Origin of the sequence: Brevibacterium zhoupengii (assembly GCF_021117425.1) — a bacterium.
Lineage (GTDB): Bacteria > Actinomycetota > Actinomycetes > Actinomycetales > Brevibacteriaceae > Brevibacterium > Brevibacterium zhoupengii.
In genome coordinates, this window is sequence record NZ_CP088298.1 from 377,179 (window position 1) to 402,905 (window position 25,727).

Here is a 25,727-nt window from a genome sequence, read left to right on the forward strand (position 1 = left end):
CGTGCGTGGCTGAGCTAAATGCAGTCGGGCGGTAGCCAGCACTCTATGTGGTTAGGTAAGTGTAGAGACGGTTACGCACGACTTGAGAGAGGCCGGGCATGACGAATTCTTCGGAAGAGCTCGCACGTGATTCTGCTGGTTGGATCATCCGGTCCGATCCAACTACGCGTCCTCGTCTGACTGGCGACGAACAGCTTGAGGGAACGGGTGGGGCGACAGTTGCCGATTTCTGGCGTTTTGCCATGCAGGACCTGCAAATGAACAACACGCGAGGCTACCTCGCTGAGTTTCTAGTTGGGCGGGCGCTCGGCATCGAATCCAACCGGGTCGAATGGGACCCATTCGATTTGCTGTGGCATCCCGCACCCTCGGAATCTGTACGAATAGAGGTGAAAAGCTCGGCTTACCTTCAGTCTTGGCGACAGCGAAAACTCTCTACTCCGTCATTCTCTGGTTTGAAGGGCAAAGTTCTCAACGAAGATTTGGGCGCGTATCCCGGGGAGCCCGGCTACAACGCTGACATCTACGTGATGTGTTTGAACGATCAGACCGACCCAACTGCCTTTGATCCCTTGGACATCAGCGTGTGGAAGTACTTCGTCGTTCCTCGACACTCGCTGGCGTCAAGCAACCTGGCGGGTGTTGGCCTTCGCTGGCTGGACCAGAACGGTTATACACCGGTCTCCTACGACGAGCTTGAGTCTGAGGCTATAAGAGTCTGGCAACTGGAACGAGAGAAGGCGTTGACGCCGGTGAAGTCCGATGAAAAGGAAGAGCTTCGCAAAGTTGCACCGTTCAGCGTTCCTATACCATTTTCGAAAGTCGACGATCGGGCAATCGCGCCGTGCACGTCCTGTGGAAGAACATCTAGGTACGACGCTGGTATCTTGCACGTTATCCGGTCGGCTCATGGCTCGTCAGGAACTGGGCACTTCGATGTCTACTGTCCGATGCACCTCGAACAGTGGGCGGCTGGCCAGAGATGAGGGCCTGGACTCGAAGCGCCTATGTTCTTGAAATAGTGGCAGGGAAGCACTCTTGACTCCTTGGCCCGTCGATGAGGAGCCTGGGGCTTATCCAAGGTAACGGGGGAAGTTCGTCGAATTCAGTGACACCTTTGAATTGATAAAGAACTGGTAAGACGATCAGTGGTTCCTTGAGCGGGGCTGATGCAGGGTTTGGTGACCCGAGCTGCACATTTTCACTTTCCTGTTGTCGTGTCAGCCCCATGTGTGACACTGATTTGTACTACGGATGACGAGTAGTTTTGTCGCCAGCTGATAACTGCAAATAGACGAGGAAGTCGGAAATATGACCACGACCCCGAGTGCCGCTGTCACCTCCCTTGATGTTCTCGAAAACTTCTTCGGAGACGTTCCGAAAGTGGATCAGATACTCTCCCTCTCTGACTCAGACATCGAAGAGCTTCGTGATCGTACGATGGAGTTCTCGAGCGTGGAGGAATCAGAGCCGGTTCCCGAAGCATCGATCTACCCCGGATCATGGATCGCGGGGAATTGGCATCTCGACGTGATGCGCCCTGAGCTCAATCAATCGCTGATCTATCACGACTCCATCGTCACCCACGATCCTGTCGCTGACTTTTTCGGAATGTCGTCGCGTTGGCTTCCCGAGTTCCGGCCTATTCGAGCGGCAGATGGAACGATGATCCTCCAGCGAGATCCTGAGATGTGGACGCACGACCACACTTACGAGTCCTTGCGAAGCGATCCTGACCGGGTTCGACACTTTTTGGCTGGTCTGATCCCCTACGTCTTCGAGCTGGCACCCATGATCAAGTCGAGGGTGATCGTTCCGCGTCCTCAGTGGAAGACGTTTAAGGAGCGTCGGGACGCGATGATGACATCAGCCCGACACGACGTGAAGAACCCGATGATGACGGACGGTGCCCCTCGGATATCGAAAGAGGTAGGCCCGATTGCCCTATGGGATCAGCTTCACGGAATGCGAGCGGAACTCACGAAGCCTGTGAAGCTCTCGGATCAGAAGTGGGACTGGGAGGTTGAGTTCTTCCACATGGCCAAGCAACTGGCGTTCTCGGATCAGTACTCAACCATTTATGTGCCTCACCATCCGGGCGACCTTGAGCTGCTGAAATTGAAGGTCGGCTCGCTCGAAAGGGTGCAGGAAAACCAGCCTTCGTCGTCCGTGCTCAACGAGCTGTCCCGAGTGGTACTGCCTAACCTCAACGTGTCAGCACGAACAGCGGTCGATATCCGCAAGGACAGCGAGAGCTTCGAGGCTTGGCGTAGGGCAGTCCGAAAAATCGACCGAGATGCGGCGAACGACGAACCGAACGTTTTGAGCCAAAGGGTCGAGGATGAGCTGTCGACGGTCAAGGAGAAGATCGAGCGCGAGGCTTTTGGTACTGCGCTCAAAGGACACGTGACGCGCGGAGGATTGGGGGCCGCAATCTCCTCAGCGGGTCAGATCGGCCTTGAGCGCATACTGACCGGTGAATCGAACCTGCTTCTAACCGCAGGGGCGGGGGCCATTGGGTGGATCGGGGGAGCGTTCCTTCTGCCACGTGCGCGTGGTGCCGGTCGTGTGATGGTCTCTCTTCAGAAATCAGAGGAGATGCCGAGTGACATCAATCGTCGGCGTGGGATTGGGCCAAACTGAAAACCTAGCCTCTGTTTCAACGCGAGAGTTTCGCGTGATAGAAGAACGGTATCGAGAAGTCGAGACGGTTCATCGAGGTTGTGCTGTCGTGTTGCCTTTATGCAAGTCGAGTCTCCTGTTACCAAACCCTGCATCTGTCCCGCATCTGCGATTCCGCGATATATAGATAGGCTGTCTGTGTCTTAGTCACACGAGTAGGAGTCCTGACAATGAAGAAGGAAATCAACGTCGTTGGTGCTGTCGTGGTCGACCGTGGAAAAATACTCTCAGCTCAGCGGAGTGAGAGTATGTCCTTGCCTGGCATGTGGGAATTCCCCGGTGGCAAAATCGAACCAGGAGAGACTCCTCGCGCTGCTCTCGTGAGAGAGATGCAAGAAGAACTCCTTTGCACTGTGGAGATTGGGGACGAGGTCGCCACTACGCGATACGAGTACGACTTTGGATTCGTTACTCTGACAACCTTTTACGCGATATTGGTCGACGGTGAACCACAGCTCACCGAGCACTCTGAAATTCGGTGGATTGATGCTGCCGATCTGAATTCGGTTGAGTGGGCTCCTGCCGATGTACCCGCCGTTGAGACAATCATGGCCGCATACGCGACACAGAGACGTTAAGAATGGATCTCGTCCCTGACCAGATCCGGCACGACACGTCGTTCGGCTTCCTCGACAAGTCCGTCTCGTCTGAAAAGCTATTCAACCCAATGCTGGTTTCGAACTTCGAGTCGAACACCATGTACAAGACCATTCTCGAAGAACTGCGAAGGTCGAAGAGTTTCACTTTCTCGGTCGCATTCGTCAGTCCAGATGCCATCGCTTCGTTGAAGCAGCCGTTGATCGAGTTCCCCGGACGCGGACGGATCATCACGTCCACCTACCTAGGGTTCAACTCACCGGCGTCGTTTCGTGAACTGGCGAATCTGAGAGACCTCGGCGTGGAAGTGCTGGTTTATGAAAACGGGCGTCAAGGCTTTCACCCGAAGGGTTTTATATTCGAGCAGGAACATGGCACGACCGCCATCGTCGGTAGCTCCAACCTCACATCATTGGCGCTCAAGCGCAATCATGAATGGAATCTGAGGTTCTCCGCTTTGCCCGGTGGCGACATCGTGGAGCAGCTGAGTGAGGCAATCGACACTCAGCTGTCTTCATCGTCCCTGCTCACTGACGAGTGGATCCGACGTTACGAAGAGCAGTACGTCCCACCCCAGACAGCGCAGCCCCTTTCCGGAGTTCCGACGCCGGGGGAGAGCGAACTCTCGCAGATCCATCCAAACGCGATGCAAGCCGAAGCGCTAGAGGAAATCGCCAAAGTGCGTCTCTCAGGAGAGAACAAGGCATTGGTCGTCTCTGCTACAGGGACCGGAAAGACCATCCTTGCTGCCCTTGATGTGAAGGCAGTTGATCCGAAGAGGGTCCTCTTTGTCGTCCACCGCGAACAAATTCTCGATCGCGCGATCGAGAATTCAGTAAGGTACTCAATCTGAGTAGCGCAGACATCGGGAAGTTTGTCGGGGCGCGGAAAGAGCTAGACCGTAGATTCGTTTTCGCGACGGTTCAATCCCTCGGCACGCTGGATAAGCTTCGTCAGATACCACGAGACTATTTCGACTACATCTTGGTCGACGAGGTGCACCGCGCTGGTGCCACCATGCACCAAAACATAATTGGATACTTCGAGCCAGAATTCATGCTTGGGATTACCGCAACACCTGAGCGCACCGACGACTTCAACGTCTACAGCCTCTTCGACTACAACGTTCCTTATGAGATTCGACTTCAAAAGGCTCTCGAAGACGACATGCTTGCGCCCTTCCACTATTACGGGGTGACGGACTTCGAAGTTGACGGCGAAGTCATCAGCGATGCGAGCAAACTCAGCACCCTAGTCGCTCCAGATCGTGTCAACCATCTTTTAAAAGCGATCGAGACATATGGCCATGTGGGGAACAAAGTCTGCGGCCTCATGTTCTGCAGTCGTATAGACGAAGCGATCGAACTGTCGTCATTGCTCAACCAACGGGAGGTTCACGGTCGCCGGCTTCGCACGAGGACTCTGACCGGCGACGATCCGGTTCCAGTGCGCGAGTCAGTAGTCAGCCAGCTGGAGGCGGGGGCGCTTGATTACATCATCACGGTCGACGTTTTCAACGAAGGAATCGACATCCGTACGGTGAACCAGGTGGTGATGCTTCGTCAGACGCAATCAAGCATCATCTTCACGCAACAGCTGGGTCGTGGTCTACGTAAAGCCGCTGGCAAGAGCCACCTCATCGTAATTGACTTCATCGGCAACTATGCCAACAACTTCCTCGTTCCAATTGCACTCTTCGGCGACAGCAGCCTCAATAAGGACTCGATCAGAAAGAAGATGATCGAGGCTCAAGATGTGGGCGCTGTCTCGGGGCTCTCCAGCATCAACTTTGACGCCATCGCCAAGGAGAGAATCTTCAAATCAATTGCGACGACGAGACTCGATAGCCTCAAGAACCTAAAGCAGTCCTTCCGGGATCTGCATACCCGACTTGGACGACCGCCCCAGCTCATCGATTACGCTCGGTTCGACGTTGTTGATCCAGTAGTCATCGCAGGTGCGAGAGGCAACTACTGGAACCTGCTCAATAGTTTCAAAGTCGTCGACGAAGTCCCGACCCCGGCTGAAGACAAAGCGCTGACATTCATCAGCTCTGAGTTCCTCAACGGTAAGCGACCCCATGAGCTGCTTCTCCTCCAACACCTCCTTAATACGCGATCATCCACGTCGGAAAGTGGTCTCCGACGTCTCCTCGAGAGTGCGGGCGCAGGCGCCGATGAAGCGACCATCGCATCGCTGGCACGAGTGTTCAATCTGGAATTCTTCACCGAGGGTGATCAGAAGAAATACGGATCACCAATTCTTGAGTGGAGCCAGGAGGGAATTTCGTTCACCAGCGAGTTCGCTCGATCGCTTGACGAGAGCCAGATGTTCAGCGATCACGTGATGGACGTCGTCGACACCGGTTTGTTTCTGTCTCGGCATCGCTACCAGTGGGACAAACAACTGGAAGTGGGCAAGAAATATTCGCGCAAGGACGTCTGCCGACTACTGAATTGGAAGAGCGACCAAAAGGGCACGATGTATGGGTACAAAGTTGACGTGTACTCGAACAGCTGCCCGATCTTCGTTACCTATCATAAAGACAATGAGGTCTCGGCCAGCACTTCGTACGAGGATTCGTTCCTCAGCGAAAACACCCTCCGCTGGTTCACCCGGAGCAAGAGAACTCTGCTGAGCAAAGAAGTCCGGGCGATCGTGGGGAACCATGTTCCCCTCTACCTCTTCGCAAAAAAAGACGATGCAGAAGGCACCGACTTCTATTACTTGGGTCAGGCTGTATCTTCGAAACCTGTACAAACGAAGATGCCCGGCGATGGCGGCAAAAGCCTCGATGTTGTCACCATGGATCTGAGCCTAGATACCCCTATCGAGCTGGCTCTCTACGATTATCTGACGACGGGCCCGGCGTTGTCCGATAATGCTCAAGGCTCGGAGTCAAAGACAGATGCTGAGGCGGGAGATCCTAAGGCCCAGAGTAGAAGACCCTCAGGCGTGGAGGCTGCCGCTACCTTGTTCTGAGTCGAATGGACGTGCCGCTCCCGACATGACGTTCGTATAGCGCGTATTCCTACCCGCCATCACAAGACCAGACAGCGACCGCATTCAAATTCGGGAGGGGCATCTCTTAACCCAATAGAACCTTTCGGAGTGTTCGTCTATTAGCGTGAGTGGGTGGCGACACGTGTGATTTTGGCCTGAAATATCGGCAGCGTTTCTGCAGCTACAGGGCCCGATCGACGACCCCGGTATGAGTGGTTTGCCATGTCGTTGATGGTCTGCGGGTGTTGCCGCCAGAATACCAAGCCCCACAATAAATGTGGTAAGGACTGGGCTCAACGCTTCTCCCTCCCGATCATAATGCAGGTGTCTGCACGGGCGTCATGACGGGTAACGGCTACTAATCTGGGGGTCGAGGCGCACTGAAAGGGACGCCGATGCGGACTAGATTTAGGACCGGAAGCCCACCAAGAATGCGTTCGCAGCTCAAGACTCGAGCTGGTCTGCGATTATTGGGGTTCCAAATGTGAGAGAGGTTTGAGAGCCGATCACCAATCAGCGGGCCGTCGACAGCCACGTGTTGGTGACAGTCGGTCAGGCGAACTCGATTGGAGCTTTGCTAGTGCCATTCACCTTCGAGCCATCCTCTCAGGGACGTAGTTACGTAGTCCCGTGCAGCCGTGTCAGTGGCTTTCGGTAGAGTCCCCAGCTATGAACTCTGGCCCGGAACAATACAGCTCTGAACTCTCCCCCCGGTCGCCGTGGAAGGCAACTGTCGAAGTCATGCTCTTTAGCCTCATATTCTGTGCCTTAGCGGCTATCATCCTTGCTTTTCCGCTCGGCGGAGTGGAGCTGAGCATGGTGTGGCAGAGAGCAGCAGTCGCCGGTTCCGTAGCTAGTGAACACATAGGCGTTACGCTAGGGGTCTACGCCACCACGTTTCTTGCCTTTTACGGCGTTGTAATCGGAGCTCAAATCAATCGGTCGCGTATGGCGAACCAAACTCAGCGATTCCTGAGTTTGACGTCGGAACTTCTATTTGGGACTCTAGCTCCCGCCATTGGTCTCATCACTATCGCTTGCATTGAGAACCCTTCGCGGGCCGGCGCACTATTCGCATTCCTCCCCGCCACTGCGATTCTATTTGTTGTGGCGACTGTCCTCGGTACGTTCCTAGTTTTCAGTGAAAGCGAACGCCGAGATTCCCTGAGAAGGGCTCTGTCCCAGGTAAGACAGAATCAGATGGTACTCCCAAGAGCTGGAAGATACGGTATGCCCGTGATCTTCTGTCATGCAGCGACACTGGCTGTGATCGGCACCCTGATCACGGGCATCTTCAATGGTTGGACAATCCAGCCTTCAATTATGGCGTTGCTTGGAAGCATGTACTTCGTCGTCGCTGGAGGATTCGCTGCAGGCAGTGCCTTCGCCGTCATATCTCGACAGACGACTCAAGATGCTTTCGATAAAGTATTCGGAACTGTCATCAGTGTCATCATTTTTTCGGCTGGTGCTTTCCTTGCCGTCAGCTCCTTGCTCAGCGGACTATGGTCAGTCACCATTTCGCTAGTTGCGATGATCGTCCTCTCTGTGAGTTCGGCGCGAACAAAATACGCAAGACTTAGAAACGCGACAATTTATGGGGCTGCCACGCACGTTTCGGCACAATCAATCTCCACAGAGCTCTCGCGAATCAAAAAGCGGCTCAGGGAATTGAATGGGGAACCTGAGGGGATCTGGCTCCCTCGCTCTACTCAAATTAGGAATATTGACACATCAGCGATAAGAATTCCGAGAAGCTAGGCCATGCGGGGTTGTTCCAGGCTTGGGGCTCATTGCCAGGTTCGACGATGCAAACAGAATTCTGTGTCCCGAATATTCGACACGGACGGCTCAGACTCACCAATGAGGTGCCCGGATAGCGAGTCGGCCGCCGCTTTCGATCTAGCCCTTATAGCAGGGCCGAGCGCCCGCACTGAACATATAAGAGTAGTTCAAGGAGGGGCGACGCACGCAGTGCCATGCTGGGTGACGTGTGAGTCAACGATTGCGTCGTATGCAATAGGGGTCAGCAGGCCCCTGCCTAGACTGCCGACGGTGTATTTGCTGAACAATTGCGGGCGGGATTGCTGTATTGTGCCCATCTTTCCAAGCTTGCCAGTGTAAATTCCAGATCAGGTGTCACCTAAGCCGACATCAGTCCCAACCACCCGACCGATTGCTCGCGTGTAATCCTCCTTGACGAGATTGAAATGGGTCCACGTCTCCACCGTGGCCACGTCGTTAAGGCCACGCAATGCCTCGACCGTAGCGAGCACCTCGGTGGAAGACGGGCCGACGGCTGTGGCGACGAAGTCATGAGCGCCGTGGGAGCGAGCTGCGAACTCGATAGATTCTGACGCCAAAATGAATTCACGTACCGGCTCCGAGCGACCTGCCAGTTTGAGGCCCAACCCGGTCGCGAAGCGATTCGCGGACAGCCCGCCGGACTTAATCGCGGCGATGCGGATGACTCCGGCTGAGATGAGGCGTTGTACGCGCGAGCGCACGGCCGACGGGGACCGATGGACCACCTCGGCGAGGGCTCGGTAACTGGCTCGACCATTCGACTGCAGAGCTGTGATGAGCTCACGGTCGAGCTCGTCCAGACTGATCTCATTACGGTTCTGAGCGACGAAGAATCCACGCAGCACATCGACATAGGTTGTTACTCGGATCTCGCGCACACCGTGGATCGCTCTCACTGACTCGAGGGTCTCGAGCAGTTCATGACTCGAGCTGTGTCGCGATTCGAAGACGAGCGGACGCTTCCCACTGGCGATCGATACGAACACAGCGTTGGGCAGACGAGCGACCTCCGCCGCGATCGGCGCAACAGGTCCGTCGACACTGACCATCGAATGCGTGAGCACGTGGTGCCCGGCTACTCCCGGATCAAGAGCCGCGACCACTCTTAGGCCATCCCGTTCGGTGAGAATCCGCAGACGCTCGGCGATGACGTGGCGGGAGACCCCGAGCGCCCGCGCCAAGTCGAGGATACTCTCTCGCCCATCAAGCTGGAGCGTTCGGATGATCGCCGTATCGAGGAGAGAATCCTCCGTCTGTCCCACTCTGCCTCCAAATGCGTGCTGCCAATACGTTTTCACTGTCTATTCTCACCGATGCGGACTCAGAAGGTAACAGATCGGCAGTATCACTGCAGAAGATGCGAATCATCGGTCGTGACACCGGCCGTCACCGGGCCTACCATCGCACCAGGGCCACAGCCGCGAGGGCACTGCAGCTTTCGCAGCCGATCCGAGCAAAGGAGCTCATCATGACCACGCCCGCACCGACAGCACCCGAGCGTTCTCATCGCCGCGCGCTCAAATCCGGATTTGCCGCCTCCGTCGGCACGACCATCGAGTGGTACGACTTCTACGTCTACGCCACGGCCGCCGCCATCGTCTTCCCCCAGGTCTTCTTCCCGGAAGTCGACCCCACTCTCGGCACTCTCGCCTCCTTTGGCACTTACGCCGTTGCCTTCTTCGTCCGGCCCCTTGGCGGAATCATCTTCGGCCACGTAGGCGACCGCCTCGGCCGCAAACCCGCGCTGACCATAACCTTGCTGATGATGGGTGTGGCGACAGTCCTCGTCGGCTGCCTTCCCGGCTACGATTCCTGGGGCATGACCGCAGCCGTGCTCCTAATCGTCCTCCGGATCATTCAGGGGCTGGCTGTCGGCGGAGAATGGGGCGGGGCAAGCCTCATGGCGGTTGAAAGCGCCCCGCCGAAGTTCAAGACCTTCTACGGCGGGTTCACCCAGCTGGGCAACCCCCTCGGTGCGCTTCTGTCCTCCGGCGCGTTCTGGGTGCTCTCGATGATGGGCGAGGATGTGCTCTTCAGTTGGGGTTGGCGCGTGCCCTTCCTCGCCAGCATCATCCTCATTGGTGTCGGAATCTGGGTGCGGCTTCGTGTCGAGGAGACACCGGTGTTCCAATCAACCGGGGCCACCCAATCGATGCCGATCATGCACACCCTGCGTTTCAACTGGTATCCGGTGCTGCTGGGCTTCGGCATGGTCGCCATCGCCTCCGGCGGCTACTATCTGGCCACCGCCTACGTGCAGAGCTATGCCACCAGTGAGGACATCGGGCTGGCCGCGTCGATCATCCTCGGCGCGATGACGCTCGCCTCCTTCCTCGAAGCTATCGTCACATTGCCGTTGGCCCTCCTCGGCGACAAATGGGGCGGGAAGATGCTCATGTATCTCGGGGTGAGTCTGTCGTTCCTGTGCTCTATCCCCCTCGTCCTCGCCATCGAGAACCACACAGTGGCTCTCATCTACGTCTTTGTCTGCGCGATCCGCATCACCATGAGCGCGACCTGGGCGCCCCTATCTGCTCTCCTCACCCAGATGTATCGCCCTCAGGCCCGCTACACCTCGATGTCTCTGGCCTATGGCACCGGTGCCGCCGTCTGGGGTGGACTCTCGCCCATCGTCGCGACCTCCCTCATGGCCGCCACCGGATCGATATGGTCCGTCATCGGCCTATTCGGATTCCTCTCCGCTGTCGCGTGGATGGCCACGGCACTGGCCCCACAGCACAACGATGAGATCGATCCCGCGCCATCACCACACACCACTTCCGAGAACTGACACGAAGGAGGCGCTCATGAGGCACCTGGCGACCTACGACGCTCGCGACTCCACCCCCACCCTGATCACGGCCGGGATGATCCGAACAGTCGACGACAACGCACCAATCGCCTCGGCGATACTCATCGGAGGGGGAGAGATCCTGGCCGTGGGAACGGAATCCGACGCCGAGGCGGTCGCCGTAGACCGCAGCCTGAGTCCGATTCGCGTCGACCTCCCCGATGCCACAATCGTTCCCGGCTTCGTCGATCCGCACGCCCATCCGCTCATGTACGGTCAGACGCTCACCTGGATCGATGTCTCGCCGGGCACAGCGCCATCGATTCCCGAAATGCTCGAGACCCTGCGGAGAGAGTCGTCGAAACTGCCGGCCGGTGTGCCCATCCGAGGTTACGGTTACGAGCAGCGCAATCTCGCCGAACGACGACATCCGACCCGGCAGGAACTCGACGAGGTGGCCGATGACCGTGAGGTTTATGTCATGAACGCCTCCGGGCACGGGGGAGTCGTCAACTCCTTCACGCTCGAGAAGTTCGGCATCACCCGCGCCACTTTGAACCCGGAAGGTGGGGAGTTCTTCCGCGACGCAGACGGGGGACTGACAGGTGAACTCTCCGACGCCGCGTGCAATATCCTCACCGGGCTCAACGGCGTGAAGATCGGCCACCACGGCCCAAACTTCCACCTCGGTGATGAAGCGGCCGAACACCAACGGCAACTCGATATCGTGCAGCGGGAATTCCTCTCCGGCGGCGTCACAGCGCTCGGTGACGCCCAAGTGTCGAAGCGCGAATTCTCCGCCTATCTCGCCATGGCCGATCGTGGCGAGCTGCACATGCGGGTATCGATGTACTTCCTCTCCCACCTGCTCGATGCCGTGCTCGACCTCGGACTCACAGGGCCATTCGGCAACGCCTTCCTCTCCACAGCCGGCATTAAGCTCTACGCCGATGGCACCTTGGGCGGATGGACCGCCTACTTCCCCGAAGGCTACGTAGGCGACCCCTGTCGGACCGGTCAGCTCTACCACTCGCCCGAAGAATACCGCGAACTATTGCGCCGAGCTCATGCAGTCGGGCTCCAGACGGCAACCCACGCGCAATCACCGACCGCAATCAGAATGGTCGTCGACGCGATTGAGACTGCACTGGCCGAACGGCCCGACGCCGAGGCGCGCCACCGGATCGAGCACTGTGGGCTTCCTGATCCTGCCGATGTCTCTCGGATGGCACAACTGGGGATTCGACCGGTCAATCAAACTCAGCACTATTTCAATTGGGGCGAAGGCGTCGAACAGGCCATCGGCACCCCAGGGGAAAGATTCAACCCGCTCGGCGAATTTCGCGACGCCGGGGTGCCCATCACCCTGTCCTCCGACGCTCCGGTCGCTGAACCGTGTCCGCTCGAGGCGATCCAGACCGCGGTCACCCGCATCACTCGCCGCGGCCACAAGCTGGGACCAGACGCGCTACGCATCACAGCCGAACAGGCACTGCGCGCGCACACTCTCGAGGGGGCGATCACTCTGGGACGTGAGCATGAGTTCGGGTCTCTAGAAGTCGGTAAACGCGCGGACTTCACTGTTCTCGGCGCGGATCCGCTCACGGTGCCAGGGGAAAAGATTGCGGGCATTCCGGTGCTCGAGACCTGGGTCGACGGGGTGCGGAGGTATCGGGCAGATTCTATCGAGGAAACCGAACAGAGGCGGGAGCAGTCATGAACGAAAACACGCCCGTCACGCAGGCTGGGAGAAATGAGGAAACGAGCGTACTGAGCAAGGAGACGGCCCAGGCGTGGATAGACGACCATCTCGGCGAGCTCCTCGACTGGCACACGCATATCTGGGAACTTGGAGAACCGGCATGGCGCGAATACGCTTCCCAAGCCTGGTACGTGCAACGTCTTCGCGATGAAGGATTCGAGGTCGAAGACGGGTCGGCTGGGATGCCCACCGCCTTCAGCGCGCGCTGGTCCAACGGCCCCGGGCCCACTCTGCTCACCTACGCCGAGTACGACGCCGTGCCGGGCAACTCTCAGGCAGCCACGACCCGGGAAGAGCCGCGGGAGGATCTGTCTCGCTTCGCCCCCGGGCACACCGATCCGCACTCGGCACTGGGCATTTCCACCCTCGCGGGCCTGCTGGCCACCAAGCACGCGATGCTTACTTACGGCATCACCGGCACCCTCCTCTACACAGGGGAACCTGCGGAGAAGATGCACGGGTCGAAGGTCGTCCACGGATTGCGCGGCTACTACGATGAGGCGGACGCGATCGTGTCATTCCATCCCTTCTACATGCTGCCGCTGTGCAACACGGCCCGGTGGGACACCCACTGTGGAGCCTATTACAGCAAGGTCTACTCCTTCGTCTGTGATTCTCCGGAGACCTGGCAGGTCTCAAGTGCGGACCCGCATTCGCCCATACCGGCCTCACATTCGGCGGCTCGTGCACCCGGTGCCAACCTGGCACTGACCCAGATGCTGACCTCATCGCGGTCGATGCTCGACTCGATGCTTCCGGCCACGGGCGGTTGGAGCTTCTCCGATGCGATACTCAACGACGGGCAGGCGACGGCGGACAATCTGCCCCAACGCTTGGCACGAGTCCAGTTCTCCTGGCGCACCCCGGACATTGAGATGGCCGAGCACATCCTGGCGGTCCTCGACCGGAATGCTAAGGCTGCGGCGATGATGGCCCATTGCGAGGTCAAGGAGCGGTGGGTGGCCAGGAGCCGACCGGGGAGGGCGAACCATGTGCTCGCCCAAACTCTTTACGACAACCTCGCCGAGGTGGGACCGCCGTCGTATGGTCCTGAGGCCGTGGCACTTGCCCAGGAGGTGCAAAGCAACCTTGGGATCGAAGTCAGCGAGCATCCGTTCCTGCCCGAGACCGAGCAACTCATTGAGCCGAAAGAAGCCGAGCGGCTGCTGCGGGAGCAGATGCCGGCCTGGCAACGGAATTGGACGAGTGACGACTATGTGGAAATGAGTCACTACGCTCCGCTTGTGCGGTTCTACGTCTCCCGTCCCGCGCTCGCCTCGGTGCCGGGGGTTGGGCCTTACCCAGGCTGGGTGATGAACGCTCTGGGAGGCATGCGGGAGACGATTGCGCCGACGATCATCACTGCGGGGAAGGCGATTGCTGGGACCTTTCTCGAGCTTCTGACTTCACCGGACGTCGTGGAGCGGGCGCGGGCGGAGTTCGAGCGCCGCGTCGCAGACGAGCCGATGTCCGCGCTGTTGCCTGCCGACTTCGCAGCACCGGTTGAACTGCCCTGGCCGGATTACCGGATCGACCGCGGGAACGGCCGGAGGTGGTGGTGAGGCGGGTGGCCGGCACCCGAAAAGGTTCACAACCTCTCTTGTCTCCTGGGGATTCTCGGCACCACAGTCCATCTGAAAATCAGACCGAGACCATCTAGAACGACTGTTGGAATCGATGAAGCGCCGTCACTAGGCTCAAAACAACAGAGCCAGAAGCCGATGGTCACCACAGGCGTGACCGCTCTTCATGGGCGAAACCTGCTCGTCAGAGCACCCAACATGCCGAGGAAGTCATGTCTGAATCCCAGATAACCGATGCCGCCGGGGCTGCGGAGAATCCGGATAACACGAAGACCGCGGAACCAAAGGTGAAACAGCCGATCGGTCTGTACACTCTGTTCTCCATCGAGTTGTGGGAACGTTTCAGCTTCTACGGTCTCCAAGTCATCCTCGCCTATTACATCTACTACTCCGCAGGCGACGGCGGGTTGGGACTGACCGAAGCCGAAGCTTTGGCCATTGCAGGTGCCTACGGTGGTGCCGTCTATCTTGGACAGCCTGTCGGTGCTTGGCTCGCCGACCGTCTCGTGCCTGCCCGAACGATGGTGATGGCCGGCGGTGCCATCATCATGGGAGGACACATCAGCCTTGCCCTGCTGCCTGGAATCGCGGGACTTCTCATTGGATTGGCACTCATCACCGTCGGCACTGGTGCCCTCGCGCCCAACACCCACGCCATGGTCGGTCGGCTGTACGCGGAACCGTCACCTCGGCGGGATTCCGGTTATGCGATCTTCTATACAGGCATCCTCATCGGCGCCCTCTTCGGTCCGCTCGCCACCGGTTATCTCCAGGTCGAACTCGGGTTCCACTATGGCTTCGGAGCCGCTGCAGTGGGTATGGCCATCGGCCTCATCACCTATTTCCTCGGTCGCAACACAGTTCCCGCCGAAGCCCGGATCGTGCCGAACCCGGTGAGTTCGCCAGGTAAATGGAAGGCCATCGGATTCGGCATCGCGGTGCTCGCTGTCATCGCAGTGCTTGTGAGCACCGGGCTGATGTCGACCGGCAACCTCAACAACTACGTGCTCGGGACGATTCTCATCGTCGCGATCGTGTACTTCGTGGCCATGCTGCGGTCAAAGAACGTAACCGCCGAGGAGCGGCTGAAGGTCAAAGCCTTCATCCCCCTCTTCATCACTGGTGCGATCTTCTGGACGATGATCCTCCAACTCTTCACCACCTTCGCCGTCTACGCCGACACCCGAGTCAACTTGAACATCGGCAGCTACTCGATGCCTGCCGCTTATATCAGCACCTTTGAAGTCATCGCCGGCATCATTGTCGGACCGCTCATCGCCGCCTACGGACAGAAGCTTGCGAACCGACCCAAAGGCCGTGTGCCGAGCACCACCTCGAAGCTCGCTTTCGGCTTTATCCTCATGACCCTGACCTTCGGGCTCTTCGCAATCTTCCCTCTGATCTTCTCCGGCCTGATTCCGCTGGTCGCTGTCATCGCGGGCATGATCGTCATGGGAATCACCGAGGTGACCTACGCGCCGATCGGCATGTCCGTGGCTTCGCAATTGTCCCCGGTCGCCTTCAATTCTCAGATGATGGCCCTGTGGGGATTGACCACCGCCGCCGGAGCCAGCCTCTCCGGGTTCATGGGGCAGCTGTACTCGTCCATCAGCGAGGTAAGCTTTTTCGCCCTGATGACTGTGATCAGCCTGCTCACCGCAGCCTTCCTCTACTCAATCCGCGGACGACTGTGCAAACTCGGCGTCGCCTGACAAATCACCATTTCCCACTATCAAGGAGCACCCATGCCTGTTGCCGACCGTGTCTACCGTGGCGGAACCATCCATACGATGGACTCGACCACACCCACCACGACCGCCGTCGCCGTTCACGACGGAACGATCATCGCCCTCGGTGACGCTGACTGCAGTGCAGTCACCGATACCACCACCGAGGTGGTGGATCTGAACGGCCGGACTCTGGTCCCAGGATTCCATGACGCGCACGCCCACCCTGTCCTCGGCGGAATCGGCCTGAGGCAGTGCAACCTCGATGACATTCACGGATATCAGGCATATTTGGATCGGATCAAATCGTATGCCGAGAACAATCCTGACAAAGAGTGGATCTTCGGTTCGGGCTGGTACGGAGACGTCTTCGAAGGAGGTTTCCCGCACCGCCGGGATCTCGATGCGGTCGTCAGCGACCGCCCTGCCGCCTTCACCAGCCACGACGCACACGGAACCTGGGTCAACACCAGGGCACTCGAGGCCGCCGGCATCAACCGGGACACGCCAGATCCTGATGGGGGAAGAATCGTCAAGGACGATGCAGGTGAGCCGACAGGTCTGCTCTTCGAGGGCGCGATCGCACTTGTCGCCGATCTGTTTCCGAAATCGACCTCTCATGATGTCGAAGAAGCGCTGCTGAGCTCGCAGACGTACTTCCAATCTCTGGGGATCGTCGGGTGGCAGGATGCCGGAATCGGAGTGCTCACCGGATCACCCCATGACACGTACCCGCCATATCTCAATCTGGTCAAAGCTCAGAAATTCTCCAATAAGGTCACCGGCGCACTGTGGTGGGATCGTGCAGTCCCGTATGCCGAGCAGATCACGACCATCATCGCCCGCCGCGATGAGATCAATGCGGCCGCGGGGGAACGGGAGCGCGGCACTCTGCAGGCCACCACTGTGAAGATCATGCTCGACGGAGTCTGCGAAAACCTCACCGGTGCGCTCAAACGCTCCTACCGCGGTCATGACCACGAGCACGGTATCCTCATGTTCGACGCCGAGGAACTCAAGGAGATCGTCGGCGGCCTCGAGGATCATGAGTTCAACATTCACATCCATGCTGTCGGTGACGAGGCCCTCAAGCAGGCTGTCGACGCACTGACCCAGAACGGTGGACCTTCACCGCAACGCCGCCACCAGGTCGCACACCTCGACATCGCTGACCCTGCCGAGCTGGCCCGGATGGCCGAGGCCGGAATCATCGCCAATGTCCAGCCCTTGTGGGCCCGGCGTGACTCCGTTCTCGTCGACACCAAACTGCCGCTGCTCAACGAGGACCAACAATCGAACCACTTCATCTTCGCCTCGATGCGAGACGCAGGAGTCCGACTGTCCTTCGGCAGCGACTGGCCGGTCTCAAGCCCCGACCCGATCTGGGGTATGCACGTGGCGGTCAATCGCACGGCCCCACACAACGACCCCCACGGCCAAGACCACGTCGCACAGAACGAACCGTTGCTCGCTGATGAGAAGATCACCGTCGAACAGGCGCTGCGTGCCTATACACTCGATGCCGCCTATGCCAACGGGTATGCCGACGTCTCAGGCAGCATCACCGTGGGGAAGTCGGCGGACTTCGCGCTTCTCGATCGGGACCCGTTCACGGTTGAGTCTGAGGATCTTGGAGACATACTGGTGGAGGCCACAGTGTCCGCAGGCGAAGAGGTCTACCAACGAGACACGGTGGTGTGAGCCGATGAGTTCAGCGGTCGTGATCGCCGGCTGCCGCGTGCGCGATGCGCTTCTGCAGGCGGCGATCGAGCCCGATCATCGCGAGGATGGTCACGACGATGATGACGACAAGGCCGATGAGGTTGACTGCGTCGGGCATGAAGAACACGATTCCGCCGAGGGAATGGGCGACTAGTGCCCCGGTGATGACAGCGAGCGTATGGCGATCGCTCCACTGCGGGGACCCGTATGTCGCATTGAGGACATATCCGCACGCGACAGCCAAGACCAAGGCGAGCACCAAGGGCACGATGACCATTCGTCCTTGGGTGAAAGCCGGCTGGTCAGCGTTGAACATCGGAAATGTGAGGAACATGCCGACAAAGACCCCCGCACCGGCTCCGAGCCTCCACCACCAGAGACCTATGGACGCGAGGCTGCGATTTGTCGGCGATGTCCGAGCTGCCAATCGCGATCCGTCGAGGTCGAATCGTCGTGGAAGCACAAAGAGTGCGATGATCCCCAGGGCCAGGATGAGGACCGCGAAGGTGATGATGAGAGGCACTGGTACCTGGTATCCGGGATCTTGAGATGGGGGCACGCTCACGCGAAGGATTCCTGTGCCGAGGATGGCCACAATCGCGACGACGACGGTCATGGTGCGCGTCTTGAGGTAAGGGCGCCTGCGGTGGGCCGGGAAGATGAGGTCGACGAGGGCGATGGGAATCAGGACTGTGAAGACCACGTGGTAGAGGGCGTTGGCCTCCCAGTAGGGGACATTGAAGCCGAAGATGCGCAAGCCCCATTGGGCCGCATCGTAGAGATGCGGACTGGTCAGTGCCTGCAGGCCGATGCCGTCTTCGAGCAGTTCATAGGCGACTCCTAAGAGCACCAGGCTGGGCCATCCTCGTCCCATTCGAACGGTCAGTTCGCGGATCAGGAGCACTCCGGCGCCGTAGACGGGAACCCACAGGATCACCAGCCAGGCAAAGGTGATCGGAGTTGAGCCCAGTGCCAGTTCGGCGATGAGCGGGGTGAGAATGACGAGGAGCCACGCGGCCTTCTTGTTATTGCTTCTCTGAGTCATGGCGATGACGTCCTTTCGGGGCCCGCACCGACGGCGCGACGGAACGTCGACACGAGCTCGTCGGCGTAGTGGTCGAGGTCGAGGTCCGGGCGGGTCCGCAGCATGAAGGGAAGTCCGTCAACCGAACGCTGAATCGTCGTGGCCATGATCGTCGTGTCAAACGATTCGAATTCTCCGGCCTCTTGACCCTCGACCAGGATCCGTTCGACCTCCGAGACCACGTGGGTCTCCTGAGCGTCACCATAGACCTCGTCTCCCTCGGCCGGGTGATGTTCGAGCATGATCGTCATCAGCGCACTCATCGCTGCCCGATGCTCTTTGGTCAGACCCACTGCGGTGCGGATATAGCCTTCGAGCGCCGAGGTGGGGGAGGAGGACCGATGGTGCGCTGCACTTTCCATGTGCGTGCCGATGAGGTGGTAGATATGTGCCACGGCCGCCTCGATGAGGTCGTCCTTGTTCGCGAAATGGTAGGAGATCGTGCGCGTCGACTTCACGCCCGCGGCTCTCGCGATGTTCTGAAACGTCGCCACTCGATAGCCCGATTCGGCAATCACACCGATCGCAGCCTCGACGATCTGGGCTCGACGAGCTTGATTCGTCACGGACGAGCTTACTTGCATGAGTAAATTATTACTCGACTGAGTACTTTGGTCAATGTTCCACCACTGATGATTGGCCGATGTGCTCGGTACTGCTGTCGTACTACTGTGCGGTTGGCACGGAGGAGTAGAGGTTGAGCAGGGTCTTTGCTCGTTCGCGGAGTGAGGCCCTCAGCACCTCGGGGCCGACCACCTCGGCGCCGACGTCCACCTGCCAGACTGCCCATACCGCGTGACGGAGATCCTCGAAGGTCACCTCGAGGCGCACCCAACCATCGGGCTCTGGGATCTCTGCGATGACCGCGCGCACGTTGGTCAACAGTTCATCACGCCGAACGGGGTCAATCCTGAGTTCCACTGCGAGATGGTTGTCAGAGAGGAACTGGGAGCGGCGCTGCTCCCAAATGCGGTCAAGATCGGCTTGGGCGGGACGGTCTGCGGGTTCAGGAAGTTCCTTGGCCTCGAGTAAGCGCGAGACCCGATAGGTGCGATCGTTTCCGGATTTTGTGGCCAGCAGATAGGTGCGATCGCGGACGGTGACGAGCCCGATCGGATCGACGGTGTGCCAGCGCGCATCTTTGTCGGGAGCTTTATAGAGGAAATGAAGTCTGTGACCGTCGAGGACTGCCTGGCGAACCTCGTGTAGCACCTCGGTTGGCAAGGACTCAGCCGTTGTTCGCCGAGAGAGCAGATCGGTCTCGGGGTCGACGAGAAAGCGGCTGGCCGCATCGTCGAGTACGGAGCGGTTGCTCTCGGGTAGGGCGTCGATGACTTTGCGCATCGCCGATGACAACGCCGAGCTGAGCCCGAAGACCTGCTCTGCGCGTCCGGAACCGGCGGTGAGCAGGGCGAGAGCTTCCTGATGGTTGAGCCCGGTCAGTTCGGTGCGGAATCCAGGCAGAAGCGAGTATCCGCCATGTCGTCCGCGGTCGGCGTAGACGGGAACTCCGGAGGCGGACAGCGCGTCAATATCGCGCAGCACTGTGCGAACGGAGACTTCCAGCTCTCTGGACAGTTCGTCCGCGGTCATCCGACCTCGCTGGCGCAGCAACAGGACGAGCGAGACTAAGCGATCGGCGCGCACGACTTCAGTATTACCAGAAATCACGACACAAGGTGTCGTGATTTCTTGGAAAGCTGGATTTCAAGGGCGTTGAGAATGGCGGCAATCGAGTTGCCAGGACGCTCCACTGGATGAAGATCGGAGCAGCAATGGAACGCACTGCAGTGAACCCGGTGACGTGGTCACAGGAGATGGGGTTCAACCAAGGAGAGCTCATCTCCGGCAACGCCCGGACGCTCTATGTATCGGGGCAGACGGCGATGAGCGCGGACGGCAGACCCGAGCATGACGGTGATATCGCGGCGCAGCTCGCTCTGGCGGCGGACAATCTCGAAGCAGTCTTGAGTGAGGCAGGCATGACATTGACCAACCTCGTGCGACTCAATGTCTTTACGACCGATGTGGACGCGTTGTTCCCTCACTACGGTGTGCTTTCCGGACGGCTCGGAGCCGCCGGCGTCGCCCCGACGACCACAATGCTCGGCGTGACACGCTTGGCGGTGCCCGGTCAGATGGTCGAGCTTGAAGGGACAGCAGTGGACTGATTGGAGGCCTGGTCGTAAGCTCGGCACGAGGCAGGGGAAGTGGGAGGGAAAGATGGCGAGCGAAGAAGCAGCCGGACCGAAAGACCCTCAAACCATCAGAACTGAGCACCTGATGAAGGGTGCGTTCAAAGTCGTACTCGTCGGAGCGATTGCTCTGCTGTACTGGTTCTTTCGAATCGGCACTGACATCAGCCCGCCAGCGCCCGTGCTCATCCTCCTCATTTTCGTCCCGATCTTTGTCGTGTGGGAGTTCATCAGTTATCGGAGAGAACGACGAAAGGTCGAGAACGTCTAGGCCGACGCGGCAATGCAACGAGATCGGACGTCGACTCGGGAGCGAACTGGTCACCCAACGAAGAACGCCGAGGCGGTTCGTTGAAATATATCGACGGACCACCTCGGCGAGGGCCGGATTGAGTTCGGGTCAGTGCAGGAATTGCATGACCGTGAGCATTGTGGCCATGCCGAGGTTCTCGGCCGCCAACCCTGGTCGTCTGCGAGTGGCAGCCTGAACCGCAAAGAGCGCGAGAAGCAGCGCCACAATGATCACGCCGAGCGTGATGACTCCGCTGGCGAGCGAACCGTCGAAGCTATGGCCATGGTGCTGATGCGCCGAAGGTCCGCCGGTGCCTGAACCGGCGCCATGGTGTGCCCTATGGTTGAGAACCTGCCACGCCATGATCGGATAGGCAGCCGCAGACAGTATGGCCGAGGTTGTCCCCAACCGAGGGAATGGACGGGGCTTGTGCCACTCGGTCGGGCGTTCCGGCGACGATGATTCGGCGGTGTGATCAAGCGGCTGCGCGACCTGTGTGCGCGTGGAAAGTGCACCTACAAGCACGTTCCCCGGTGTGGCGGCCACCGCCGGAGCATTCGTTTGTGCTTTCAACCTCGACCGCAGCCTCACCGCGACGCACAGTCCCACGAGGAGCAGCAGTCCCGACCAGATGACCGGCGGCAGTGCACCGAGGAACGCCAGGTCAATCATGGTCAGCAGCATCACGGACGATGCCACAATCGCCAGTCGACTCCGCGCGGTGATTGAACCGACGAGGCAGGGAATCGCTGCGGCGACCATGAGAAGCGATGCGATGGGACTCATGCTGCGCGCGCCCTCCTTTGGGCATCGGTCGTCTGCGTCGTCGAAACGATCTGGTTAGGTGAGAGGGTACGGGAAAAGGCGGTGCCCGGTATGGTGTGACCGAACACCGCCCCGATGTGGATGCTCAGCCGCACTCGCAGGAGTGGCCGTCCTGTGCCGCGCAGTGACCTGATTTGGGTCGGGGCACGTCGAGTGCCGGATTCTGGTCGAAGAAGCCATAGGGCTTCATCGAGAATCCGAGGCGATCGACCGGCATGATCGGCCAATCCTCTGGGCGAGGGAAGTGAGTCATCGCGAACGAGCACCAGAGGACGATGTCGTCACCGTCGACCGGGCGCTGCTGTTCAACCCACTGAGTGATGGTGCCCTGGCCCGGGTTCTGGTTCGGGTACGTGCCCGATGGGAACCGTTCGTTCTCGTCGAACCGGGTCAGCCACACGTGCTTCGATCCGAAGCCTGCCCGCTTCGAGATCGACGAGCCCTCGGCGGCCATCATCGTCGGCTCATCGGGCATGTGCAGCTGATAGCCGACGGGGAAGCCGTGACGGTTCTGCTTCTCCGGGTTGACGATGTGCCACACGCGACCGGCCTCACCATCGGCGAGCCGACCGCCCTCCTCGGTGAGGCGGGTCTGCTTGCGGGTGAACGCATTGCCGTACGGGTTGTCATCGCCGAAGGGTACGCGCACGACCTCCTGCTCGTCGACCGCGTTCTCGATGCCGTCGACCTGCATGTCGAGGCGGGCGCAGAACATGTGCTGGTGGAAGGGCATGCCCAAATTTTCATCCCCGAGCGGCGATGACCAGCGCTGACGCTGAGCCTCGTCGCCGTAGGCTGCGGTGTAGACGATGCCGGTGGCCTTGCACTCGAGTTCGATCGTGCCGTCGAGGTAGAGGTACCAGTAGAAGCCGTAGTCGTAGTTGCCGACGGTGATGAAGAAGGAGATGACGATGCGGCGGTTGCGGCGCACGTCGGCGGCTCCGGTGAACTCATCGGTGTGCTTGAAGAGGATGCCCGCGTCCTCTTCGTGGATGCAGATAGCGTTCTTGATGGTGCGTGCGTGGCCCTGTTCGTCGGCGAGCACGGCGTCGGAGTACTGGATCTCGCCGAGGCAGTCGCAGCCGAGTTCGAGCGAGTTCGCGCTCTTGCCCATTGAGTATTCGCCGGCGTCGAAGTAGTTTTGCCAAAAGCGCACGGGGCTCGGATCGCCGTAGGGCACGACCATCTCTGCGACAGAGGCACGGTAGACGATGGGGCGCTGCTGCCCGTTGTCATCGAAGCTGATCTGGTGGAGAACGAGTCCTTCGACCGGGTCGAAGCCGAGACGGACCTGCCACTTCTCCCACGTCAGCACGTCACCGTCGAGTGAGAAACTGACACCTTCGGGCTGTGAGATCTCGATCGGCTTCTGCGTGGTGCGAGGCTCAGGCAGCCACGAGTCGAGGTGGTAGTCGAAGCGCTCCTTGGGCACCGGCACGATGTCGGTGTCGATGACATCGATGACCTCGCCGGTGTTGAGATCGAGGTAGGCGACGAGTCCCTCGAGCGGGTGTGCCCAGGCGTTGTCGTGCGGGTCGGACTGGATGAAGGACGAACCGCGCACGAGGCGGCGACCCTCTTCGCCGGGAATGTCGAAGCGGCCGGCCGAGAGCGCACAGATGCGCACGGTCTCGATGTCGGTGATCCCGCGTGCTTCGACGGCGGCACGGAACGTGGCGTCGTTGCGGATCATCTGCTCGGCGGACTCGTATTCGGTCATCGTGATCGGCGCCTGACCCTCGGTCGCAACATCGAGGACGCGTGCGAGCAGGACCTTGCGCTGGGTCAATGACACGAGGATTTCGGTCTGTTCGCCGCTGCCGCGTTCGACGAGGAGTGAGCGCACACGACGGTCGAGGTCGGTCGCGCCGGCGATCACGTCACGCTTATCGGGTTCAACGAGGCTGACGAGAGCGAACAGTGTTTGCTCGCTGACGTGGCCGGCGTCGACGATGATGGCGCGGTTGAGTTCGATCTCTTCGCCGGTCAGGCGGTCGAGGGGGTGCGAAGTGGTCGACGCGGTTGACGTCGTCGAGGTGGTCGTAGTCATTTCGTTCAGACACCTTCCGGGGTTGTGAGTGGCTTGTCGAGATTGTTGTCGAGACCGGCCTGCAGAGTCTCGGGGTCAAGGGCAGGTCGGTACGCGCGGATCTTCGCGCCGCGGACATAACCGACGATCGCGAGGGCGGCGAGGACGATGAGAGTGCCGAGGGTGAGTGCGGTGAATGGCCCTTGGTCGACGCCCCATTCGTCGAGGAAGTCATAGTCGAGGCCGAAGAATCGATCGAGTGTGCCGGGGAAGATCGCGACCCAGGAGCCAAGCAGTACCCAGAGGAAGGCAAGTCCGCCGAGGATCGTGAAGCCGACGTTGCCGACCGGCACGCGGAACGGGCGCTCGATGTCCGGGTGCTTCCAGCGCAGCTTGATGGCTGCCGGGATGATGAGGAGGTAGCTGAGCAGGAACGTCGAGATGGAGATCGAGAGCACGACTCCGAAGAGAGCCCCGGCATCGCCGCTGAGCTGCATGGCCGCAATGAGGAACACAGTAGCCACGACTCCTGAGAGCAGGTTGACGTTGACCGGGGTGCCGAGACCGCGTGAGATCTTGCCGAAGAAGCCGCCGAAGAACGCCCCATCTGCAGCCGTGAGTGCCTGCATGCGGTCGCTCATGATCATCCAAGCAGCGCCCTGCGAGGCGAGGATGATGACGAACAGCAGGGCAGCGGTGACGACCATGACGTCGGCTGCGGGACCGTAGATGGTGAACACGGTCTTGACTGCATCGAGCATGCCTCCGATGCCAGTGATGGTCTCGGTGGGAAGCACGAGCAGCATGGCGAGAACCGGCAGGAGGTAGCAGAGGGCCGAGATGAAACCAGAGCGTGCGATCGCGGCTGGGATGTCCTTCTTCGGGTCCTTCATCTCATCCGATGCGCTGTTCGAGGCCTCGAAACCGAGGTAGGAGAAGAGCAGCAGCGGGACGAGACCCAGGAACCCGCCGAGGCTGGGGCTGAAGTCCGAGAGGTGCAGCGGCTGCACTCCGTGCTGGACTGCGTAGATGATCGTGGTGAAGAGGAAGAACGCAATGAAGATCACCTTGAGAGCACCGCCGAGTGTGGGCAGCCACTTCGCCTTCGACAGCGACACGATCGCTGCGAGCACCGTGATCCAGATGAAGACGATCTTGAAGATCCAGTCAGCGACGGAGCCTGCCTCAAGCGGGCTGATGAACTGGTTCCAGGTGCCAGTGGCGAGGAACGCCATCGATCCGCCGACCCACACCGGCTGTGTGACCCAGCTGAGGATCGACGCGATCGCACCGGCTGGTCGGCCGAAGGCTTGGCGGACCCACAGGTAGGCGCCGCCCTCGCCGACGAACGAGCTGCCGGTCTCGGCGAACACAAGAGCGTAGGGCACGAGGAAGAAGACGGCGAGGACGAGGGTCCAGGTGAAGGTCTCCGCGCCGAAGCCTGCCGTTTCGGCGAGGACTTCGATGCTGAGTACGGCCGACATGACGATGAGCACGATGTCGAAACGGCCGAGCGTCTTCTTCAGATGCTGTTTCTGCTCATCCGCGTACGCGGTGGTCTGTTCGTGTGAAGACACCATCCACCTCCTTGTGAGTGGGCGTCCATTTGATTCTTTGGGCTACACCACA

Annotated in this window: 19 protein-coding genes and 1 pseudogene; 13 read left to right on the forward strand and 7 right to left on the reverse strand. The window is 59.5% G+C overall.

Annotation, left to right across the window (positions count from 1 at the left end; genetic code table 11):
• Positions 1 to 98: 98 nt before the first annotated feature.
• From LQ788_RS01725 to LQ788_RS01750, 6 genes and pseudogenes are all read left to right on the forward strand, one after another.
• The gene (locus tag LQ788_RS01725; protein WP_231444670.1) at positions 99 to 986 is read left to right on the forward strand and encodes a hypothetical protein; all 888 of its coding nucleotides are present in this window, start codon (positions 99 to 101) and stop codon (positions 984 to 986) included.
• A gap of 325 nt (positions 987 to 1,311) precedes the next feature.
• Entirely contained in the window at positions 1,312 to 2,643 is a 1,332-nt protein-coding gene (locus tag LQ788_RS01730; RefSeq protein ID WP_231444672.1) for a hypothetical protein, read from the forward strand.
• A 209-nt stretch (positions 2,644 to 2,852) separates the two neighbouring features.
• Complete coding sequence (locus tag LQ788_RS01735) at positions 2,853 to 3,260, forward strand: (deoxy)nucleoside triphosphate pyrophosphohydrolase (protein ID WP_231444674.1); 408 nt, start codon at positions 2,853 to 2,855, stop codon at positions 3,258 to 3,260.
• A 119-nt stretch (positions 3,261 to 3,379) separates the two neighbouring features.
• Positions 3,380 to 4,305, forward strand: a pseudogene (locus LQ788_RS19890) (DEAD/DEAH box helicase family protein); the annotation flags it as partial.
• A gap of 30 nt (positions 4,306 to 4,335) precedes the next feature.
• The gene (locus LQ788_RS19895; protein ID WP_394801344.1) at positions 4,336 to 6,261 is read left to right on the forward strand and encodes a DUF3427 domain-containing protein; all 1,926 of its coding nucleotides are present in this window, start codon (positions 4,336 to 4,338) and stop codon (positions 6,259 to 6,261) included.
• Between the two features lie 690 nt (positions 6,262 to 6,951).
• Positions 6,952 to 8,043: a hypothetical protein gene (locus tag LQ788_RS01750; protein WP_231444675.1), complete on the forward strand. Its 1,092-nt coding sequence runs from the start codon at positions 6,952 to 6,954 to the stop codon at positions 8,041 to 8,043.
• A 371-nt stretch (positions 8,044 to 8,414) separates the two neighbouring features.
• On the opposite strand, the gene LQ788_RS01755 is transcribed toward LQ788_RS01750, so the two are convergent.
• Entirely contained in the window at positions 8,415 to 9,350 is a 936-nt protein-coding gene (locus LQ788_RS01755) for an Lrp/AsnC family transcriptional regulator (RefSeq protein ID WP_231444678.1), read from the reverse strand.
• 206 nt (positions 9,351 to 9,556) lie between these two features.
• Between LQ788_RS01755 and LQ788_RS01760 the strand changes: the two genes are divergently transcribed.
• The 5 genes from LQ788_RS01760 (at position 9,557) to LQ788_RS01780 (ending at position 17,652) form a co-directional block, all read left to right on the forward strand.
• Positions 9,557 to 10,879: an MFS transporter gene (locus LQ788_RS01760; protein WP_231444680.1), complete on the forward strand. Its 1,323-nt coding sequence runs from the start codon at positions 9,557 to 9,559 to the stop codon at positions 10,877 to 10,879.
• 16 nt (positions 10,880 to 10,895) lie between these two features.
• The gene (locus tag LQ788_RS01765; protein ID WP_231444681.1) at positions 10,896 to 12,599 is read left to right on the forward strand and encodes an amidohydrolase; all 1,704 of its coding nucleotides are present in this window, start codon (positions 10,896 to 10,898) and stop codon (positions 12,597 to 12,599) included.
• Positions 12,596 to 14,203: a zinc-binding metallopeptidase family protein gene (locus LQ788_RS01770; RefSeq protein WP_231444683.1), complete on the forward strand. Its 1,608-nt coding sequence runs from the start codon at positions 12,596 to 12,598 to the stop codon at positions 14,201 to 14,203. Before LQ788_RS01765 ends, LQ788_RS01770 begins: the two co-directional genes overlap by 4 nt.
• Before the next feature lie 233 nt (positions 14,204 to 14,436).
• Complete coding sequence (locus LQ788_RS01775; protein WP_231444685.1) at positions 14,437 to 15,936, forward strand: peptide MFS transporter; 1,500 nt, start codon at positions 14,437 to 14,439, stop codon at positions 15,934 to 15,936.
• A gap of 33 nt (positions 15,937 to 15,969) precedes the next feature.
• Positions 15,970 to 17,652: an amidohydrolase gene (locus LQ788_RS01780; RefSeq protein ID WP_231444687.1), complete on the forward strand. Its 1,683-nt coding sequence runs from the start codon at positions 15,970 to 15,972 to the stop codon at positions 17,650 to 17,652.
• 10 nt (positions 17,653 to 17,662) lie between these two features.
• Here LQ788_RS01780 and LQ788_RS01785 read toward each other — a convergent pair whose 3' ends face one another.
• The 3 genes from LQ788_RS01785 to LQ788_RS01795 all read right to left on the reverse strand — a co-directional run bounded on the left by LQ788_RS01785 (position 17,663) and on the right by LQ788_RS01795 (position 20,404).
• Entirely contained in the window at positions 17,663 to 18,718 is a 1,056-nt protein-coding gene (locus LQ788_RS01785) for a hypothetical protein (RefSeq protein WP_231444689.1), read from the reverse strand.
• Positions 18,715 to 19,323, reverse strand: coding sequence for a TetR/AcrR family transcriptional regulator (locus tag LQ788_RS01790; protein ID WP_231444691.1), 609 nt, complete (start codon positions 19,321 to 19,323; stop codon positions 18,715 to 18,717). The genes LQ788_RS01785 and LQ788_RS01790 overlap by 4 nt, the downstream gene beginning before the upstream one ends.
• Positions 19,324 to 19,423: 100 nt before the next feature.
• The gene (locus LQ788_RS01795; protein WP_231444693.1) at positions 19,424 to 20,404 is read right to left on the reverse strand and encodes a helix-turn-helix transcriptional regulator; all 981 of its coding nucleotides are present in this window, start codon (positions 20,402 to 20,404) and stop codon (positions 19,424 to 19,426) included.
• Positions 20,405 to 20,532: 128 nt separating this feature from the next.
• On the opposite strand from LQ788_RS01795, the gene LQ788_RS01800 reads away from it, so the two are divergent.
• Together LQ788_RS01800 and LQ788_RS01805 are read left to right on the forward strand one after the other, a co-directional pair.
• Entirely contained in the window at positions 20,533 to 20,928 is a 396-nt protein-coding gene (locus LQ788_RS01800) for a RidA family protein (protein WP_231444695.1), read from the forward strand.
• A gap of 52 nt (positions 20,929 to 20,980) precedes the next feature.
• Positions 20,981 to 21,223, forward strand: a complete 243-nt coding sequence (locus tag LQ788_RS01805) for a hypothetical protein (RefSeq protein ID WP_231444697.1) — start codon at positions 20,981 to 20,983, stop codon at positions 21,221 to 21,223.
• 129 nt (positions 21,224 to 21,352) lie between these two features.
• Here the strand turns inward: LQ788_RS01805 and LQ788_RS01810 are convergent, their stop codons facing one another.
• The 3 genes from LQ788_RS01810 to LQ788_RS01820 all read right to left on the reverse strand — a co-directional run bounded on the left by LQ788_RS01810 (position 21,353) and on the right by LQ788_RS01820 (position 25,678).
• A complete protein-coding gene (locus LQ788_RS01810) occupies positions 21,353 to 22,030 on the reverse strand; it encodes a hypothetical protein (protein WP_231444698.1) in 678 nt (225 codons plus the stop codon).
• A 124-nt stretch (positions 22,031 to 22,154) separates the two neighbouring features.
• Entirely contained in the window at positions 22,155 to 24,119 is a 1,965-nt protein-coding gene (locus tag LQ788_RS01815; RefSeq protein WP_231444699.1) for a primary-amine oxidase, read from the reverse strand.
• A 5-nt stretch (positions 24,120 to 24,124) separates the two neighbouring features.
• Positions 24,125 to 25,678 carry an APC family permease gene (locus LQ788_RS01820; RefSeq protein ID WP_231444700.1) on the reverse strand — a complete coding sequence of 518 codons (1,554 nt, stop codon included), beginning with the start codon at positions 25,676 to 25,678 and terminating at the stop codon, positions 24,125 to 24,127.
• Positions 25,679 to 25,727: the final 49 nt, after the last annotated feature.

Excerpts from the sequence above, each read along its gene's own strand:
- LQ788_RS01725 (WP_231444670.1), top strand. The coding sequence starts at position 99 with ATGACGAATTCTTCGGAAGAGCTCGCACGTGATTCTGCTGGTTGGATC.
- LQ788_RS01730 (WP_231444672.1), top strand. The coding sequence starts at position 1,312 with ATGACCACGACCCCGAGTGCCGCTGTCACCTCCCTTGATGTTCTCGAA.
- LQ788_RS01735 (WP_231444674.1), top strand. The coding sequence starts at position 2,853 with ATGAAGAAGGAAATCAACGTCGTTGGTGCTGTCGTGGTCGACCGTGGA.
- LQ788_RS19895 (WP_394801344.1), top strand. The coding sequence starts at position 4,336 with ATGCTTGGGATTACCGCAACACCTGAGCGCACCGACGACTTCAACGTC.
- LQ788_RS01750 (WP_231444675.1), top strand. The coding sequence starts at position 6,952 with ATGAACTCTGGCCCGGAACAATACAGCTCTGAACTCTCCCCCCGGTCG.
- LQ788_RS01760 (WP_231444680.1), top strand. The coding sequence starts at position 9,557 with ATGACCACGCCCGCACCGACAGCACCCGAGCGTTCTCATCGCCGCGCG.
- LQ788_RS01765 (WP_231444681.1), top strand. The coding sequence starts at position 10,896 with ATGAGGCACCTGGCGACCTACGACGCTCGCGACTCCACCCCCACCCTG.
- LQ788_RS01770 (WP_231444683.1), top strand. The coding sequence starts at position 12,596 with ATGAACGAAAACACGCCCGTCACGCAGGCTGGGAGAAATGAGGAAACG.
- LQ788_RS01775 (WP_231444685.1), top strand. The coding sequence starts at position 14,437 with ATGTCTGAATCCCAGATAACCGATGCCGCCGGGGCTGCGGAGAATCCG.
- LQ788_RS01780 (WP_231444687.1), top strand. The coding sequence starts at position 15,970 with ATGCCTGTTGCCGACCGTGTCTACCGTGGCGGAACCATCCATACGATG.
- LQ788_RS01785 (WP_231444689.1), bottom strand. The coding sequence starts at position 18,718 with ATGACTCAGAGAAGCAATAACAAGAAGGCCGCGTGGCTCCTCGTCATT.
- LQ788_RS01800 (WP_231444695.1), top strand. The coding sequence starts at position 20,533 with ATGGAACGCACTGCAGTGAACCCGGTGACGTGGTCACAGGAGATGGGG.
- LQ788_RS01805 (WP_231444697.1), top strand. The coding sequence starts at position 20,981 with ATGGCGAGCGAAGAAGCAGCCGGACCGAAAGACCCTCAAACCATCAGA.
- LQ788_RS01810 (WP_231444698.1), bottom strand. The coding sequence starts at position 22,030 with ATGAGTCCCATCGCATCGCTTCTCATGGTCGCCGCAGCGATTCCCTGC.
- LQ788_RS01815 (WP_231444699.1), bottom strand. The coding sequence starts at position 24,119 with ATGACTACGACCACCTCGACGACGTCAACCGCGTCGACCACTTCGCAC.
- LQ788_RS01820 (WP_231444700.1), bottom strand. The coding sequence starts at position 25,678 with ATGGTGTCTTCACACGAACAGACCACCGCGTACGCGGATGAGCAGAAA.